We start from the raw sequence: 17,797 nt of genomic DNA on the forward strand, positions 1-17,797 counted from the left end.
GAAACCAAAGATTTCTCTCTACTTAAGACCTGACCGATGATAGCCAGTTTAAATTCCAGACTATACTTAATTTTTCTGCTCATAAAATGCTCCTATTAAAGTGTCCAACTTTTTGGGGGCAGTCCAGGTTTACTGCGGCTTAACAATTATGGCCACCGTTAACCGGCTTATGCAATTCATTTTGCCCCGCTCATCGTAAATTTTAATTTCCCAAACCTGCGTTTTGGCACCTATGTGCAGTGGTTTGCAAATGCCCTTTACCAGGCCGCTTTTTACGGGCCTGAGGTGGTTGGCATTTACTTCTAAACCAACAGCCATATACTTTTCAGGATCGACGCACATATAAGAGGCAATACTGCCTAGGGTTTCGGCCAAAACTACCGAGGCGCCGCCATGCAAAATTCCTGCAGGTTGATGCGTCCGCTCATCAACAGGCATGGTGCCCGTAATAAAATCTTCCCCGATTTCGGTGAATTGAATATCCAACAGTGCGCCGATATGGTTTTTGGGGCGGTTGTTCAGCTCTTCAACAGTAAAATCTTTAAACCACATGATAACGTTCTTTTAAAACCCCAACATGGTGGATAATGTGGCCACCAACAATAAATAAGATCGATTTTACATTAATTTCCCTGCCCGAAGCAATTCCTTTTCTTTCCAGTTCTTCTTCATTTAAAGACTTAAAAAGATAAATATTGGCTTTGCGAAGTGCAATAAACTCTTCGATCAGGTCTTCCAGATCACGTTGCGCAAAGCGGGCATTGAGTACATAATCGTCTTCATCGAAACCAGGTAGGGGCTGTTGCTCTTTGCGGGCAAAACAGGTAATGCGGTATGCAAATACACGCTCTGTATCGATAATATGGCCCAGCATTTCTTTAAGCGTCCATTTCCCTTCGGCATAAGCATAATTGGCCTTATCGGCGTTCGCCCTGAACAGAGCCGGAAGAGTTTGGATCTGATCATTTAGAATTTCGAAAATATCTCGGTCAACCTTACTGATATAGGTTTCGCCCCAGGTTGGATATTCGTTAGGCTGTGGTCGGTTCATATCTTAAACTGCTTTTTAATATTATTCTAAAAGTTGTGCCTTTACCCAGCTCAGAGTCTTTTACAAAAATTTCTCCGCTGTGGTAATTTTCTACAATCCGTTTAGTGAGCGATAAACCCAAGCCCCAACCACGTTTGCGCGTGGTATAGCCGGGCTGAAAAACCGCATCAAACTTAGATCTTGGAATACCTTTTCCGGTGTCGCTTACATCAATAAATACCTGCTCTTTGGCTAGATTTTCTATGATATTAACCGAAATCGAACCTTCGTTTTCGATGGCGTTTGCCGCATTTTTCAGAAGATTTTCAATCACCCAATCAAATAACGGAACATTTAACATGGCCCTTACCTGTTCATCGCCGGTAATGTTAAATTTAACCTTGTCTGACGTTCGCACTTTAAAATAGCGGATAAAATCGCTGATAACGATATAAACTGTATGGTCTTCGAGTATCGGTTTTGAACCAATTTTAGAGAAACGGTCGGTAATAATTTCCAGGCGTTTAATATCGTTCTCCATTTCGGCAATGAGCGGATCATCTTCTGCATCGAACTTAGATTTCATCAGTTCCGTCCAGGCCATGAGTGATGATATCGGCGTACCTAGCTGGTGTGCAGTTTCTTTAGCTAAACCCACCCAAACATGGTCTTGCTCATCCCTTCTGGCCGAGCTAAATGCTGCATAAGCAGTTAACAGGAAAAGGAAAATAACACCCATTTGGATGTATGGGAAATATCTCAACTGTGTTAAAATGAAAGAATCGCGGTAGTAAGCCTTAAATTTCCGGCCAAAAATATTCATCTGATCAGGTGGATGCTGTGCTTTCATCTGTCTTAACTGACGCACAAAATAAAGACTATCGTAAGTTAATTTGGCATCTGAAATGGGGTAATTGGTTTTTGTACTGTCGAGGCCGTTAAAAGAAGTGATGATTCCGGCCGAATCTGTCATGATTACAGGGGTTTTGGTGTTTTTTCTCACCGTTTCTACGATAGTACGATAATCATCATTGTCATACAGAAACATGGCCCGTTCCTGTATTTTCACCCAAAGGTGAAACTGGTCTGCCTCTTCTCGTTCCATTTTTTTTACAAAAGAATCGGTGTAGAATACCGAGGCAATGCCAATTAAAATGGCGAAAATGAGAAGGAAAAACTTCCAGCGGCGTTTCTTTTGATAAGGGTTCATGCTTTAGCTAGCCAAATTACAATAACAAAACGAAAAAAACATAAAACCATTATGCTTTTTAAAAACCTCGAACAATCATCCCGAATGCATAATCGCTTCATTGCAGATGAAAACACAATAAAATGGATGAAAAACATATCTTTGTGCCGTCTTGCGCTTTGCGTATGGCGATAGGTGTTTTAATACGTCTCACGCCTCACGCTAACCGCTCAACAATTCAATCATGGATAAAAAAGTTAGAGTAAGATTTGCCCCGAGCCCAACTGGAGGTTTACATTTAGGCGGCGTGCGTACTGCCTTGTTCAATTATTTATTTGCCAAAAAAAATAATGGAACTTTTGTACTTCGTGTAGAAGATACCGATCAGAACCGCTTTGTAGAGGGCGCAGAACAATATATTGTAAACTGTTTAGATTGGTGCGGCATTACACCAGATGAAAGCCCAAATAACCCGGGCGCTTACGGACCATACCGCCAAAGCGAACGTAAACCAAGCTATGGTAAATTTGCCGAACAGTTAATTAGCGATGGTTATGCCTATTACGCTTTCGATACCCCTGAAGAGTTAGAAGCTAAACGGAAAGAAATCCCAAATTTCCAGTATGGGCAGGCTACACGCATGCAGATGCGGAATTCTTTAACACTTACCGTGAGTGAGGTAGAAGAATTATTAGCCGCTAAAACCCCCCACGTAGTGCGGATTAAAGTACCTGCAGATGAAATTGTACATTTTAACGATTTAATCCGCGGGGATGTAAGTTTCGAAACTTCGTTGGTTGATGATAAGGTGTTGTTAAAAGCCGATGGAATGCCCACATACCATTTAGCAGTTGTTGTAGATGATAAGGCAATGGAAATTAGTCATGCTTTTAGGGGAGAAGAATGGTTGCCATCGGCTCCGGTTCATATTTTACTCTGGAAATATTTAGGTTGGGAAGCCGATATGCCAGCATGGGCACATTTACCTTTAATTTTAAAGCCGGATGGACATGGAAAATTAAGTAAACGGGATGGCGACCGATTAGGTTTTCCGGTTTATGCCATGAACTGGACCGACCCTAAAACAGGCGATGTAACGAAGGGATTTAAAGAAATGGGTTTCATGGCTGAAGCTTTTATCAATATGCTGGCACTTTTAGGCTGGAACGACGGTACCGACCAGGAGTTATTCACACTAAAAGAGCTGGAAGAAAAATTCTCTGTAGAAAGAATTAGTAAAGCAGGTGCTAAGTTCGATTTCGAAAAAGCCAAATGGTATAACCATGAGTGGATTAAATCAGAAAGCGCAGGGCGCTTGGCGCCGAGCGTTAAAGCAGAACTGGAAAAGTCAGGTATCGGAGTTAATGATGATGCTTTTTTACATGCGGTTATCGACCTGATTAAAGACCGCTGCACTTTACTGCCCGATTTTGTGGCACAAAGCAATTACTTTTTTGCCTCACCTGCAGAATATGACTTGAATTCGGTAAAACCAAAATGGACAGCAGAAAAGGCCAGTTTCTTTGATGACTTTGCTGGTGGTTTAACATTAAAAGACGCCGTCTCTGCTGAAGCAGCATTTAAAGCACTCGCTGAAGAAAAAGGATTTAAACCAGGTGAATTGATGTTGCCTTTCCGCATTATGCTGGTGGGTGGTAAATTTGGTCCGGGCGTTTTTGACATAGCCGTATTATTGGGCACTGCAGAAACTAAAGCAAGGATAACAAAAGCAATTGCTCTTTTTAATAGTTAGTATACTCTCCTGAGAATACAGAAGATAAATACCTGAAGCTAAGCTTTAAGCTTAGCTTCTTTTTTTGCCACAACTCAAAAGAATAAATCAATAAAAATAATTTATACTTTAGTATAACAATTTTCCCATAATTAAGGTTATTCATTAAACTAAAAAGTAAATTATGCAGTGGTTTGGTAAAGGCAGTAATAATGTAGAAGACGGCAGAAGCGGCGGTGGTGGAAAAACCATCCTTGGTGGCGGTGTGGGTATCATAATCGTAGTGCTCGGACTAATATTTGGTAAGGATTTAACCGGTCTTGTTAGTCAGATTCCGGCTACCACAGGCACAGAAGAGGTTAGGCAGGGCGTACCCGCTAACGATCAGCAGGCACAGTTCGTATCGGGTGTTTTAGAATCTACAGAGCAGGTTTGGGATAAAGAATTCCAGGCCATGGGCAGGCAATATGAATATCCAAAATTAAGGCTGTTCCGTGATGCTGTACAAACCGCATGTGGAAATGCCAGCGCCAATGTTGGTCCGTTTTATTGTCCTGGCGACCATAAAGTTTATATCGATTTATCATTTTATGATGATCTGAAGAACCGTTTTGGAGCGGCCGGAGATTTTGCCCAGGCTTATGTAATTGCGCATGAGGTTGGCCATCATGTCCAAAATTTATTGGGAATTTCAGAAAAACTAGACCGGGCACGTGGCCAGGTTAGTGAAAAAGAATATAACCGCCTCTCGGTGAAATTAGAATTACAGGCCGATTTTTTTGCCGGACTTTGGGCACACAATGCTCAAAACCTTAAAGATTTTAAATTAGATGAGGGTGATATTGAAGAAGCACTGACCGCTGCAAATGCCATTGGCGATGATAAATTGCAAAAACAGGCTACAGGCAGTGTACAGCCCGATTCTTTTACCCATGGTACCTCCGAACAGCGCATGTATTGGTTTAAAAAAGGCTTTGAAACCGGTGATATCAGGCAGGGCGATACCTTTAATTCAAATAATTTATAAAAAGTTAAAACTTTTTTAAACCCACATTGTTTGTTTACAGTTAACGAGATTTTTATCTCGAAACCAAACATAATTATCCCGGCTTCTTATTTTTTTTAATAAAGATGATCCTTATAGTTGATGACAGGCCAGAAAACCTGATCTCGTTACAGAAAGTACTCCAAACACACAATTTTGAGGTTGATACCGCATCATCTGGCGAAGAAGCGCTGAAAAAAGTTCTTAAAAACAATTACGTCCTGATTATTCTGGACGTACAGATGCCAGATATGGACGGCTTTGAGGTGGCAGAAGCCATTTCAGGTTTCAGTAAGGCAAAAGATACTGCTATTATATTTCTTTCTGCTGTAAATACAACGTTAAAATTTATTACAAAAGGATACCTCAGCGGAGGATTGGATTATATTACCAAACCTGTTGATATCAATGTACTGCTCCTTAAAATAAAAACATTTTATCGCATTTACGAGCAGAATAGAAAACTTAACGAGGTGCAGGAGAAATTGCTTGAAGAAATTGAATTCAGAAAACAGGCTGAACACAAAAAAGACGAATTTATCAGCATTGCCAGCCATGAGCTAAAAACACCTTTAACAAGTGTAAAAGGATATATCCAATTGCTACAGCGCAGCCTTAACAGAGATGATAAGACCATGGCCCAGAACCATCTCGAAAAAGCCAGCACCCAGCTTGAAAAATTAAACGAATTAATTGTCGACCTGCTTGATATTTCTAAAATTGAAAGCGGAAAGATGAAGTTTAATATGAAAAGTTTTTGTGCTGATAACATGGTAAACAATGCAATCGAAATGTTGCAGCAATCTAACCCCGATTTTAACATCAGAAAGCTGGGTAAATCAGACGAAATGATATTTGGTGATGAAATGCGCCTGGAGCAGGTAGTGATCAATTTTATTACCAATGCCATTAAATATGCCCCGGGTACCAACCAGATTAATGTAACTATGAATGTTAAAGATCAAAAACTTTACCTGGCAGTAAAGGATTTTGGAATAGGTATTTCAAAAGAGCAGCAAGACAAGATTTTTGATAAATTTTATCGCGTAGAAGACAACAACAACAGGTTTAATGGCCTGGGGATAGGTTTATACATCTGTTCGGAAATTATTACCCGCCACGGAGGCATAATTGGGGTAAACAGTGTGCCCGGCGAAGGCTCCGAGTTTTATTTTATCATCCCCACTGTAGAAGAAGAAATTCTTAAAAATCAAATCTAATTATCCTTAATCCATATAATGAAAACAACTCTTAAAAATAATTTACGTTTAGGCCTTGGCTTATCGCTAATTATTCTGTTTATCAGTTCGCTTGCCTCCTATATAAGTATTGGCAACCTTATTAAGTGCACCGATCTGGTTAAACACAGTGATGAGGTTATTTTAAACTCAGAGAATATCCTATCCTATTTAAAAGATGCCGAAACTGGTCAGCGCGGGTTTTTATTAACCGGAAACAAGACGTTTTTAGCACCTTATTATGGTGCAAGTGATTCGGCTGCTGTAATACTAAAAAAAGTTGAGCTCGATACGAAGGATAACAGTGTTCAGGGAAAAAATATAGCCGCGCTTAAAAATATTCTTGTGAAAAGGATGAATATCATTAAATCGACCATAGAGATCAAATCTTTAGGCGGTGTTGTTGATCCCACAGTGCTGTTTCAGGGAAAGGTTTATATGGATGAGGCCAGGTCTATTGTAAGCAACATCATTACCGAAGAGAAAAGATTGCTTGAAGAGAGAACCAAAGAATTAAATAAACTTACGTCTTATACCCCAATACTAATTTTAATTGCAGCATTGCTTGCCATCTTGATCACTTTGTTTTTTTACCGAAGGGTATCAATCGATTTCGATGAACGTGTTAGGCTTCAAAAAGAAATGGAAGATAAGAAGTATGAGATTGAAAAACGCATTGCTGCCATTAAAGAAATTGCCTATCAAATTTCCAATGGTAATTATGGAGTAAAGCTCGATAGCCAGATCCAGGATGATCTTGGCGAGCTTTCTGAGTCACTCAATGCAATGTCATCATCGCTGAAAAAATCTTTCAATATTTTAGAAGAAAATGAATGGTTGCAAACCGGTGTAGCTAACTTAAACGTAAAAATGGTTGGCGAAAAAGATGTTTTCCACCTGGCAGAAGATATTGTAGAGTTTTTGGCCAATTATACCAAAAGCCAGGTTGGTGCGCTATATTTATTTAAAGATGATGGATACCTGCATTTAAAAGGGCAATATGCTTTGCAAAAACAAAACCTAACCCAAACCATAGAACTTGGCCAGGGCTTAATTGGCCAGGTGGTTAAAACAGGTAAACCAATATTGTTAGATGATGTTCCACAGAACGAGTTAACCATTACACACGCTACGGGGAATATTAAACCGGCACAAATAATTGTGCTTCCAATTATCAGAAATGAAATTTCAATAGGCGGGTTGGAGTTAGGTACCATTGGTAAGTACAGCGATCTGCAACTACACTTTTTAAAATTGGTTTTATCTGATGTGGGAACCGCATTATTGGGCGCACAGAACAGGCAAAAGCTTCAGCACTTATTGGAAGAAACTCAGGCACAATCGGAAGAGTTACAGGTTCAGCACAATGAATTGGAAGGGTTAAATGCCGAGCTGGAAGCGCAGGCGCAGAAACTTCAGGCCAGCGAAGAAGAATTACGTGTACAGCAGGAGGAGCTATTGCAAAGCAACCAGGAGCTGGAAGAAAGAAGCAGCTTATTGGAAGAAAAAAATGAGCTGATTGAAGAACGGAATATTGAAATTCAGCAAAAGGCAGAAGCTTTGGAACTGAGCACAAGGTACAAATCTGAGTTTTTAGCCAATATGTCGCATGAGTTAAGAACACCACTTAATTCGATATTATTGTTATCAAGGCTGATGGCCGAAAATGAGTCTATGGACCGCGAGCACCAGGAATATGCAGAGGTTATTCAAAGCTCAGGTCAGGGTCTTTTAAGTTTAATCGACGAAATTTTAGACCTTTCTAAAATAGAGGCAGGAAAAATGGAACTTGACAGGACCAATGTTAAAGTTGATGAGGTTATCCTTAACATGCGTTCGCTGTTTAATCCTTTGGCTAAAGATAAGAACCTGAACTTTGTTGTCGAAAAATCAGACGGGGTTCCTGAATTTTTTCATACCGACAAAATGCGTTTAGAGCAGATTATAAAAAACCTGCTGTCAAATGCCATTAAATTTACTACTGTAGGTACGGTAAGCCTAAACATTCGTAAAAACGAAAAGTTAGGGGCATTGGTATTTAAAGTTACCGATACCGGAGTAGGTATTGCACCTGAGAAACAGGCAATGGTATTTGAAGCTTTTCAACAGGCAGATGGCTCTACCCGTCGAAAATTTGGAGGTACAGGACTGGGGCTATCCATCAGTAGGGAGCTGGCCAAATTACTGGGTGGTTATATCGATTTAAAAAGTACGGAGGGCGAAGGAAGTACATTTACTTTAACCCTTCCGATCGATAAAAATAAAGGTTTTGATGGGGTGGTTGCCAGCTTAGAAAAGCCTGAAATAGTGGCTCCGGCAGAGCCTGTGGTGAAGAAAACGAACCCTCTAACGGTTGAAAATATCCCGCAGGAGATTGAAGACGACCGCGATAATATTCAGCCTGATGATAAGGTAATTTTAATCGTTGAAGATGATACACCTTTTGCTAAAACACTTTTAGATTTTACACGGAAGAGAAATTATAAAGGTTTGGTTGCCGTTCGTGGCGATGCGGGGATTGAAATGGCGAAAATATTTAAGCCGCTTGCCATTTTACTTGATATCCAATTGCCGGTTAAAGATGGCTGGCAGGTAATGGAAGAACTGAAATCGGATCCATCAACACGCCCCATTCCGGTACACATTATGTCTTCCCTACAGGTTAAGAAAGAAAGTTTGTTAAAAGGTGCGGTAGATTTTATAAATAAGCCTTTTGCCTTTGAGCACATGCAAGAGATTTTTTCAAAACTGGAGCATGCCTTAAGCCGTCATCCTAAAAAAGTACTCATTGTTGAAGAAAATGAGCAACATGCCAAAGCATTAAGCTACTTTTTAAGCAATTTTAATATCCAGACAGAAATTGTTAACCAGGTAAAGGAAAGTGTTTCGGCTTTACATAAGCCAGAAGTGAACTGTGTAATTCTGGATATGGGTATCCCTGATAAACATGCTTACGAAACGCTTGAAATGGTAAAGAAAACTCCCGGATTGGAAAACCTCCCGATTATTATTTTTACGGGTAAAAACCTTTCAAAAGGCGAAGAGAACCGCATTAAACAATATGCTGATTCGATTGTGGTAAAAACGGCACACTCTTACCAACGCATTTTAGATGAGGCAGGCTTATTCCTTCATCTGGTTGAAGAAAAGAGCAAAGAAAAAAGCAAAACGCCTAAAAAATTCTCCGAACTACAGGATGTACTGGTAGGAAAAACGGTGCTGGTTGCCGATGATGATGTGCGGAATATCTTCTCGCTCACTAAAATGCTGGAGCAGCACCAAATGAAAGTGGTGGCAGCTACCGATGGTAAAGAAGCACTTAAGTTATTGAACGAAAATCCGGAAGTTGATGTAGTTTTAATGGATATGATGATGCCTGAGCTTGATGGTTATGAAACAACAACAGCCATCAGGCAGGATATAAAATACCGTAACCTGCCTATTTTGGCCGTAACAGCTAAAGCCATGATGGGCGATCGTGAAAAGTGTATTGCTGCGGGTGCGTCTGATTATATTAGCAAACCGGTTGATATGGACCAGTTGATTTCGCTTTTGCGTGTCTGGCTTTACGAAAATCATCATAAATCATAACCTATTTTTATTTTTATGCCTCAAAAATTGATTCTAATAATTGATGATGATAGCCGAAACATTTTTGCTTTAAAAGCTGTTTTAAAGGCCAAAGGCTTCGATTGTTTATCTGCAATAAGTGCCCAGGAAGGTTTTTCTATTTTAGAAGAGAACAGCAATGTTGCCATTGTTCTTATGGATATGATGATGCCGGATATGGACGGTTATCAGGCCATTGCAGCAATGAAAAAATCGCCTAAAATGCGCGATATTCCTGTATTGGCTGTAACCGCCCAGGCCATGGTGGGCGATAAGGAACGCTGCTTAAGCGCAGGGGCATCAGGCTATGTTTCAAAACCGATAAATGTTGATGAGTTATTAATGCAAATAGAAAATTTTACAAAATAACAGGTGATAAGTGATGCAATAAATAACGAACAGGTCGAAATTCTGTTGAATGATGTGTTAGAAACTCACGGCTATGATTTTCTGGCATATTCTCATGCATCAATAAAAAGAAGGATTATACGGCTTTACGGACTGGATAATTTTGTCAGTTTTGCCGAATTTCGCTATACAGTTAAGACTGATAAGCAATATTTTAAGCGGTTTTTAGAGGAGATTACGGTTAATGTTACCGAAATGTTCCGCGATCCTTCATTTTATAAATCTTTGCGTAATGATGTGCTTCCCGTGCTGGGCACTTATCCATTTATCCGGATTTGGGTGGCAGGCTGTTCTACAGGAGAAGAGGCTTATTCGCTTGCCATTGTTTTAAAAGAGCTTAATTTACTTAATAAATCACTTATTTATGCTACTGATATTAATCCATCGGTTTTAGAAAAAGCAAAAAGAGGGATGTTTCCGCTAAATTACCTAAAACAATATTCCGAAAATTACCTGCAATCGGGTGGCTTAAAAGATTTTTCTACTTATTATACCGCGAACTATTCTTTGGCCAAATTTGATGAAAGTTTAAACAGTAAAATGATTTTTTCTACGCATAATCTCGTTTCCGATCATTCTTTTAATGAATTTCAGCTAATTTTATGTAGAAATGTATTAATTTATTTCGATAAAGAACTGCAGCATAAGGTGTTTAACCTGTTTGATGGCAGCATCGAGAAATTAGGCTACCTTGCGCTCGGAAGCAAAGAAAGTTTAGAGTTTTGGCCAAAAGCCAAAGAGTACAAAAGGGTTAAAATGGAGAAAATATGGCGGAAACTATAGATGCTATGCCCTGTGCCGCTTTATTTATTGGCGGTTCGGCCGGTAGTTTAGATGTATTGCTCGAAATTTTTCCTGCCCTTCGGAATGATATCCCTTTTCCTATAGTGTTAGTGGTACACCGTAAGGCAAGTAACGAATCTCTTTTAACCGATTTATTAAAATCACGTACTAATTTGGCTGTTAGCGAGGCAAATGAAAAGGAGTTTTTAAGCCCGGGTAAAGTTTTTATTGCGCCTGCAGATTATCATATGCTGATAGAGCAAGACCAAAGTATATCTTTAGATTATTCAGAAAAAATAAATTATTCCCGGCCATCAATTGATGTTACCTTTCAATCAGCAGCCGAGGTTTTTAAAGAAAAATTAGTCTGCATTTTACTTTCAGGATCCAATGCAGATGGGGTAGAAGGATTAAAAAGTGTAAACAATTTTAAGGGAAGGGTGGTTATACAGAACCCATATACAGCAATAATGCCCTATATGCCGCAACAGGCTGTTCTGAATGTTGAGCCACATGTGGTATTGGATAGCCATGATATGGCAGATTATATAAATAAGTTAAATGATTAATTGCTTTTCGGGAGGTTAATATGATAGTTGCAAAGAAGGTATTTGTTTTTGATGATAACAGGGATATCCTTGATCTCTGTACATTTATTTTGGAAGATGCCGGGTATGAGATAAAAACATCTGAAAATGCCAATAATATAGAAGAACAGGTTGCTGCATACATGCCGGATTTAATTTTTATGGATAATTGGTTACCCGATCTGGGAGGGATACAAGCCACTAAGGCATTAAAAAACCACCCATATTTAAAGCATATTCCGGTTATTTATTTTTCGGCCAATAATGATATATCTGCATTAGCTAACGAAGCTGGTGCTGATAGTTACTTATCCAAACCGTTTGATATTGCTGCACTCGAAGAAATTGTAAAGAAACATTTGAGTTAATGTTTTTATTATTTAACCGCCTGGTAAAGCAATAGCCTCTACTGTTAAAATTATAAAACCCTTTGCCCAATTTCACAAAAAACCGGCTTATTCTTTCCCCCAAATCCTTGTATTCAGATCCAGCTCTTTAACAATATCATACATAAACTTTATGGTGGAGATATCTTGATCTACAGTTTCAGGATTTAGTAGCGACTTAAAAACAGGTGCTTCAAAATAATTCCGGTTTAATGGGAATGCGATATACATCCTCGATTCGATAAAGGATAAACTGATGGTATGCTTTGTTTGATGATTGAGGTTTAGTATACGTTCCATCAGCGCAGGGGTAAGGATATACCTGGATTCGACCTGGTCTGAACCATATGTGACAAAGGTCTTATCGAATGTTACATTTTCCAATTGAATAACCTGGTTACTGCCAAAAGAAAATAGGTTTTTTGAAAACCATGCACCAAAAGCTGCTCCGAAATCTTTTGGCCTCACGAGGGTTACGCCATTAAATTTCTTATTAAAATCGGCTGCAAATATTATTCCTCTAAAAATGTCGTGCCACTCTGTTCGGGTTCCGTTTTTTGTTTGGGTTACTGTTTTATATTCGGCATGTACTTCAGCAAAATAAAACCGGGTTTTATCGGCACTTCCACTTACCAGGTCCTCTGTTTTATAACGGTCGGGCTCAGTACTGAATAACTGTGTGTACATGAATTCCGAAGCTTCAATACCCTGATCGGGGTTAATCGATAAGCTTTCGTCTAAAAATTTAAGGGCAGCACCAATTACATTGGTTTTGTAGGCAATTTGATAAGCGGTTAACGAATCGTTGATGTTAAATAATAAAATACCCCCGTAAATTAAAGGGATTAAGCCACTAATTATAGCGGTAACAGGGAACCCCAAAATGAAGCCCAAAATACAAAGTATGATACCGGCTACAATAAAAATATAACCTTTGGTTTGGGTAGCTGCAATTCTTTTGCGCGTGATCTCCATTGCAGCCAGAACTTGTTGTAAGGCCGCATTGTTTGCAATATCCAATAGCATTAATGATTAAAGAGTTCTCTTGCGTTAATGTTTTTGCGTTCTTCTGCTGCGGTTTCTAAAACGGCAATCGCCTGGAAGTTTAACATCCCTGCAAATAAACTGCCCGGAAACATCATAATCGAATTGTTGTAATCGGTTACTGAAGCATTGTAAGCTCTTCTGGCAGCTGCAATCTGTTCTTCACTTTCGGTCCAGGTAGTTTGCAGGTTAATAAAATTGGTATTGGCCTTTAAATCAGGGTAATTTTCGATGTTAACCATTAAACCTTTTACATTGCTGCTCAATTGTGCATCTAATTCTGCTTTTTCTGTATTGCTGATGTTTGGTGAGCTTGCTTTCGACCTCAGTTCGACGATTTTAGTTAAAGTTCCCTGCTCGTAAGACGTATATTGTTTTACCACTTCAACAAGGTTTGGAATCAGGTCGAACCGTTTTTTAAGCATTACATCAATGGCCGAGAAGGCATTTGTTACCTGATTTTTCTTTCCGATAAGCGAGTTGTAAAAGAAAATCCCAACAAGAAAGATGAATCCTATAATAACGAGGGCAATAATCATAATTTTAGTTTAAGGTTTAGAGAATAAAGATAAGAAAAGGTTACAGAATGTTACCGTTTTTCATTTTGCTCCCGTTGTCTTTGCAAGCGACGTTCCAATCTTTTTTTAACCCGTAGGTTATGACTGGCACGCATAGCTTTAAAACGTGCAATATGCTGCCGCACTTCCTTTTGTTTTTCTTCGGTAATGCCAATGCTATATTTTATCCCTGTAAAAAGGCTCTTCCAGATCAGGTTAAAAAATGAGGTGTTTGATGGCCGGCTGTAATCAACATCTACTGCATTCAACTTACCGTCGGCGCCCGGGTTTTCGGATTTGATAATGAGTGCATTGGCCAAAAATGAAAGAAATCCGCGGGTAACTAAATGATCTTTTTCAGGATCATTCTTCATCAGGGCCACAGAAAGATCATAATAAGAGAAGGCCACCCTTCCTTTGGCACCAAAATCGTTGGCTTTAAAACTGAATTTCAGCTTATCTACATTACCACGGTTAATGCGTACCAGGCCAAGCGGTTTGGTAATCTGATTTAAAACCCTGGCGTTAAAATTATGCAAAACCCCATTGTAAGAAAATTCTCCATCTTTGGCCGTAAGATTAAAATTAAAATTTACATCAAGTTTTCCCTGTCCGAAAAGGTAAGTGTTAAGCTTAACCTCCATTATCGGGTTTATGGCTTTAATATTATCAAGGTTGGTGGCATTTTTTATAATTCCGGAGGTGTTTTCAAAACTAATCCGTCCTCGTTGGTTGCTTTCGTGGTTAAAAACCGAATAGGTAACATTTATATCCTTCAGCTGAATTTTCTGTACCAGTATGGGCGCTTTAAGCCGCTGTAAAAGCTGATGCGGAAATTTTCCAATCTTACTCTCCTGTGGCTTCTTCAGGGCCCCATTTTGGTTAAAAACAGATATAAAACCATTAGAAACGGCCATTTCTTTTGCCCAGAGTTCTTGTTTGCTGATGTAGAGCGGTAAGTCGATACGGTTGAGTATGATATTGCGCATGCCAATATCAAAACGTTCTCTGGGGTAACCTGCAACTTTGCCGAATTTCATTTCATCGTATAAGGGAACCAATGCAAAGCTATTTACCCTTAGTTTGCCCGTAGTAGCCCTAAAATCGAGTTGATCCAGCTTAATATCGTACATTTTATCGGGTGTACGGTACACATAGTTGTTAAGATTGATTGTAATATCTTTAAGCAGGTAAAACCGGCTGGGATCATCAGCAGAGGTAGAATCTACCAAAAGATCGGTTAGGGTTATGTTAAGGTCGTCAATATCGAAAGGTAACGAATTGGGAACGTTTTTATTTATGTATTTAAAGCTTACATCTTTAAAACGGATGGTTTTTATGCTAAATTCCTTCAGGTTTTTGGAGATAATATCGTAGGGCGATTTAATCGGTCGGGGTGCGCGGCCTTCATTAAAAGGAAACTGCCGGTTAACCATGGTTACCTCTGGCTTATCAAAAACAACTTCCTCCACCTGCAGCTTTTTTTCCCGGTACAAGGTTAAAGGGTGGAAACGTTTCACCACCAGTTTCTTTAATGAAATGCTATAAAGATTGTTCGGTGCTCTTTTTAGGGAAATAAGCTGTTTAAACCGGTTGGTATCAGGCCTTATTTTTACATTTTGCAAAGTAGCATTACCTGTTACTACATTTGTAGAAATCTTGGTAAAACTTATTGTATATAAACTGTCTGTTGATTTATAAAGGAGTGTTTTTATCCTGTCGGTTAATATTGGCCGCGATTTTACGTTTAAAAACCAGGTTAAACCAGCCAGTACAATAAAAATACCGAGTAATATACCCGAAATCCATTTAAAAGCTTTATAACGGTTTCTATTTGTATCAGGCATCAAAAAATGAGAGGCTGTGGTTTTACCAGCAATATACGGTTATAAACATAAATTACAGAAATGTGCCGTTAGTTTTTTTCCTTGCGCGCTTTTCTTGCCGCCTTCCTGTCTGCCCGTTTTTGTTCTCTTATTTTTTTGGCAATTACTTTTTGCTGTTTTACCGGATTTTTTTCGGGTACAATGCTAACACCTACAATATCTTTTATGCCTACAAAAACGGTTTTCCACATCAGGTTAAAAAACGAAGCCGAATTAATCCTGGTGTTCGTTATACTTGCTGTTCTCGGTTTTTCGCCTTTTTGCGGGTTTTCATCCTTAATCAGAATGGTATTGGCCAAAAAAGACAAAAACCCTTTTTTCTTGGTCCCCTCCCCATCAATATTGTCTGATAAGAGCTTTACTTTCAGGTTGGTATAAAGCATTTTCACAGAGCCTGTTGCCGATCTTAAATTTCCGTTTGCCCTGAAATCAATATGTTGTATATCCCCGCTTTCTATTTCTATCAAGCCCAGTGCTTTAGATAGTGGATTTAGGCTTTTCATATCAAACCGGTCTAAACGCCCACTATAGGTAAATGCACCATTCTTATCGGTAAGGTTAAAATCAATTTTTACGTTCAGTTTTCCGGTGCCCATTAAAAGCGAATGCAGATCGGCCACTGCATGGTTCTTTTTGGCAAGCTGCAGACTATCGTTGGTTACATTTAAGATCGTTCCGCTGAGGGCTTTAAAATCAACTGAACCGATTTTTTTGCTCGCCGGATTAAATTCTGAATAGTTTACATTTACGTTCATAAGCTTCACTGTATCAATTAATGCGGGCATACCTAATCTTTTCAGTGCCATATGCGGGTAGTTCTGGCCTTTATCAAAGCCCGGTGGCGATGGCGATTCGCGGCTCATAAATACCTCAACATTTGCCGGCCCGATATTCAGCGATTTTGCATGTAGTTTCTGATCGGTATTTAATGACAGAAAATCGACCCCATTGAATTCTATCTTTTCGAAAGCAAAGTTGTAACGGTCTTTCTGTAAATTATATTTACGGGCAAAAGTCAGTTTATCGTATAAGGGTGTAAGTTTAAAGCCTTTAACTGTTATCTTTTTCGAAGAAGTGGAACCTTTAATGGTATCGACCCTCATTGAGTACATTTTATCTTTAGTAACCGATTTATAACCAGCCAGCTGAAAAGAGATTTCTTTGGTGTAGCAGAACCTCGTAATATCATTAGAGGAGAGTGAATCGAGCAGGAAATCGTTTACGTTAATATCCAGGTGTTTAATGGATTTTTTGTTTTTTTTAGGCGTGGTTTTATTGATATAGTCGAAATCGGCATCTACAATTTTGATGCTTTTAACGTGTACAGATTTAAAGGTTTTGGAAACCAGGTCATAAAGCGATTTTTCGTCTTTTATGGTATCGGTTTTCCTGGCCACCTTATTAAAAAACATGTTGATGGAAGGCTGCTGTAAAAGGATCTCATTTACATTTATCTGTTTTTTAAAATAGGCCGTTAGTATTCCAGCCCTTGTAATCTGCAGTTTCTTTAATTTAAGCTCAAAAGTATGTACAGGAGCCAGTTGTTTTTTCCTCAGGCTATCAAAAACCGAGGTGTCTGGAATTAAGGTAACATCGCGCAAAGCCAAACTACCGGTAATTACATTGAGGTTAATGCTTTTAAAATCTATACGGTACAGGTGGCGTGAACCATTATAAACGCCAGCCTTAATTTTTTCAGTTAATATAGGCTTCCATCGGGCGCTCAAAAACATGGCACCAAATGCAACAATTAAAATCAATATGCCGGATATGCTTCCTATCCAGGCCCAAATTTTAGTTCTATGCTGCGCTGTCATTTATTTATTATGGCTATCGATAGGTAACAGATGGGAACGCGAAAGGTTTTTGGGCAGCAAGCGAAAAGTCTAAAGGAGAAAGGCTAAAGAGAGAGGAGATATTGAGGGTGGTTTTATTGTTAATTTTTTGGAGCGCAGGGGCAGGGCGGGTAACAATGTTTATCCCTTTGCTTCGCTTGTACGCTTTCCCGAAGAAATCGGGATGCCTCCCGGCCTGCAGGATACCGCTTCGCCAAGGGCTAGGCGGCAGTTTAGCGCTAAAATTGATGGTGGTTTGCTTCATTCATGTACAGCCCTTTGTTCCTAAACCCGACCTTAAGCGGGATACCCTTAATTTTTTCAATTGGGGCAGAAGCGGGGGCGGGAGTGCAGGCTGCCATTTGCACAGAACCTTACATTTCCAAAAAAGGCATTTATATTTTTTTAGAACACTTTGGCTACCTTCTTCGAAATTGACGAAAATCATAATCATACTGTAAACATTTA

At 39.3% G+C, this 17,797-nt stretch carries 16 protein-coding genes; 8 read left to right on the plus strand and 8 right to left on the minus strand.

Annotated features, from left to right (window positions below; genetic code table 11):
- Positions 1–129: 129 nt before the first annotated feature.
- The 3 genes from ACFSR6_RS08670 to ACFSR6_RS08680 are packed head-to-tail and all read right to left on the minus strand — an operon-like array spanning position 130 to position 2,240.
- Complete coding sequence (locus ACFSR6_RS08670; protein ID WP_379077696.1) at positions 130–552, minus strand: hotdog fold thioesterase; 423 nt, start codon at positions 550–552, stop codon at positions 130–132.
- Positions 542–1,051, minus strand: coding sequence for a DinB family protein (locus ACFSR6_RS08675; RefSeq protein ID WP_379077699.1), 510 nt, complete (start codon positions 1,049–1,051; stop codon positions 542–544). Before ACFSR6_RS08675 ends, ACFSR6_RS08670 begins: the two co-directional genes overlap by 11 nt.
- Entirely contained in the window at positions 1,032–2,240 is a 1,209-nt protein-coding gene (locus ACFSR6_RS08680; RefSeq protein ID WP_379077702.1) for a sensor histidine kinase, read from the minus strand. Before ACFSR6_RS08680 ends, ACFSR6_RS08675 begins: the two co-directional genes overlap by 20 nt.
- Positions 2,241–2,463: 223 nt before the next feature.
- Here ACFSR6_RS08680 and gltX point away from each other — a divergent pair, with 223 nt between their 5' ends.
- From gltX to ACFSR6_RS08720, 8 genes are all read left to right on the plus strand, one after another.
- The gene (gene gltX / locus ACFSR6_RS08685; protein WP_379077705.1) at positions 2,464–3,972 is read left to right on the plus strand and encodes a glutamate--tRNA ligase; all 1,509 of its coding nucleotides are present in this window, start codon (positions 2,464–2,466) and stop codon (positions 3,970–3,972) included.
- 163 nt (positions 3,973–4,135) lie between these two features.
- Positions 4,136–4,978 carry a KPN_02809 family neutral zinc metallopeptidase gene (gene ypfJ / locus ACFSR6_RS08690; protein WP_379077707.1) on the plus strand — a complete coding sequence of 281 codons (843 nt, stop codon included), beginning with the start codon at positions 4,136–4,138 and terminating at the stop codon, positions 4,976–4,978.
- Between the two features lie 104 nt (positions 4,979–5,082).
- Positions 5,083–6,216, plus strand: a complete 1,134-nt coding sequence (locus ACFSR6_RS08695; RefSeq protein ID WP_379077709.1) for a sensor histidine kinase — start codon at positions 5,083–5,085, stop codon at positions 6,214–6,216.
- Positions 6,217–6,234: 18 nt separating this feature from the next.
- On the plus strand, positions 6,235–9,825 hold the full coding sequence (locus ACFSR6_RS08700; protein WP_379077712.1) for a response regulator: 3,591 nt from the start codon (positions 6,235–6,237) through the stop codon (positions 9,823–9,825).
- A 15-nt stretch (positions 9,826–9,840) separates the two neighbouring features.
- Complete coding sequence (locus ACFSR6_RS08705; RefSeq protein WP_379077715.1) at positions 9,841–10,212, plus strand: response regulator; 372 nt, start codon at positions 9,841–9,843, stop codon at positions 10,210–10,212.
- A 3-nt stretch (positions 10,213–10,215) separates the two neighbouring features.
- Positions 10,216–11,034, plus strand: coding sequence for a CheR family methyltransferase (locus ACFSR6_RS08710; protein ID WP_379077718.1), 819 nt, complete (start codon positions 10,216–10,218; stop codon positions 11,032–11,034).
- Positions 11,019–11,603 (plus strand): chemotaxis protein CheB, encoded by a 585-nt coding sequence (locus ACFSR6_RS08715; protein ID WP_379077720.1) that lies wholly within the window; start codon positions 11,019–11,021, stop codon positions 11,601–11,603. The genes ACFSR6_RS08710 and ACFSR6_RS08715 overlap by 16 nt, the downstream gene beginning before the upstream one ends.
- Positions 11,604–11,623: 20 nt before the next feature.
- Positions 11,624–11,989, plus strand: a complete 366-nt coding sequence (locus ACFSR6_RS08720) for a response regulator (protein ID WP_379077723.1) — start codon at positions 11,624–11,626, stop codon at positions 11,987–11,989.
- Between the two features lie 87 nt (positions 11,990–12,076).
- Here the strand turns inward: ACFSR6_RS08720 and ACFSR6_RS08725 are convergent, their stop codons facing one another.
- From ACFSR6_RS08725 to ACFSR6_RS08745, 5 genes are all read right to left on the minus strand, one after another.
- Positions 12,077–13,033: a DUF3137 domain-containing protein gene (locus tag ACFSR6_RS08725; protein WP_379077726.1), complete on the minus strand. Its 957-nt coding sequence runs from the start codon at positions 13,031–13,033 to the stop codon at positions 12,077–12,079.
- Positions 13,033–13,590, minus strand: a complete 558-nt coding sequence (locus ACFSR6_RS08730; RefSeq protein WP_379077729.1) for a LemA family protein — start codon at positions 13,588–13,590, stop codon at positions 13,033–13,035. The genes ACFSR6_RS08725 and ACFSR6_RS08730 overlap by 1 nt, the downstream gene beginning before the upstream one ends.
- A 50-nt stretch (positions 13,591–13,640) precedes the next feature.
- Entirely contained in the window at positions 13,641–15,455 is a 1,815-nt protein-coding gene (locus ACFSR6_RS08735) for a hypothetical protein (protein ID WP_379077730.1), read from the minus strand.
- A 68-nt stretch (positions 15,456–15,523) separates the two neighbouring features.
- Positions 15,524–17,311, minus strand: coding sequence for an AsmA family protein (locus ACFSR6_RS08740; RefSeq protein ID WP_379077733.1), 1,788 nt, complete (start codon positions 17,309–17,311; stop codon positions 15,524–15,526).
- A gap of 13 nt (positions 17,312–17,324) precedes the next feature.
- The gene (locus tag ACFSR6_RS08745; RefSeq protein WP_379077735.1) at positions 17,325–17,594 is read right to left on the minus strand and encodes a hypothetical protein; all 270 of its coding nucleotides are present in this window, start codon (positions 17,592–17,594) and stop codon (positions 17,325–17,327) included.
- Positions 17,595–17,797: the final 203 nt, after the last annotated feature.

It is taken from the genome of Pedobacter vanadiisoli, from assembly GCF_042684385.1.
Lineage (GTDB): Bacteria > Bacteroidota > Bacteroidia > Sphingobacteriales > Sphingobacteriaceae > Pedobacter > Pedobacter vanadiisoli.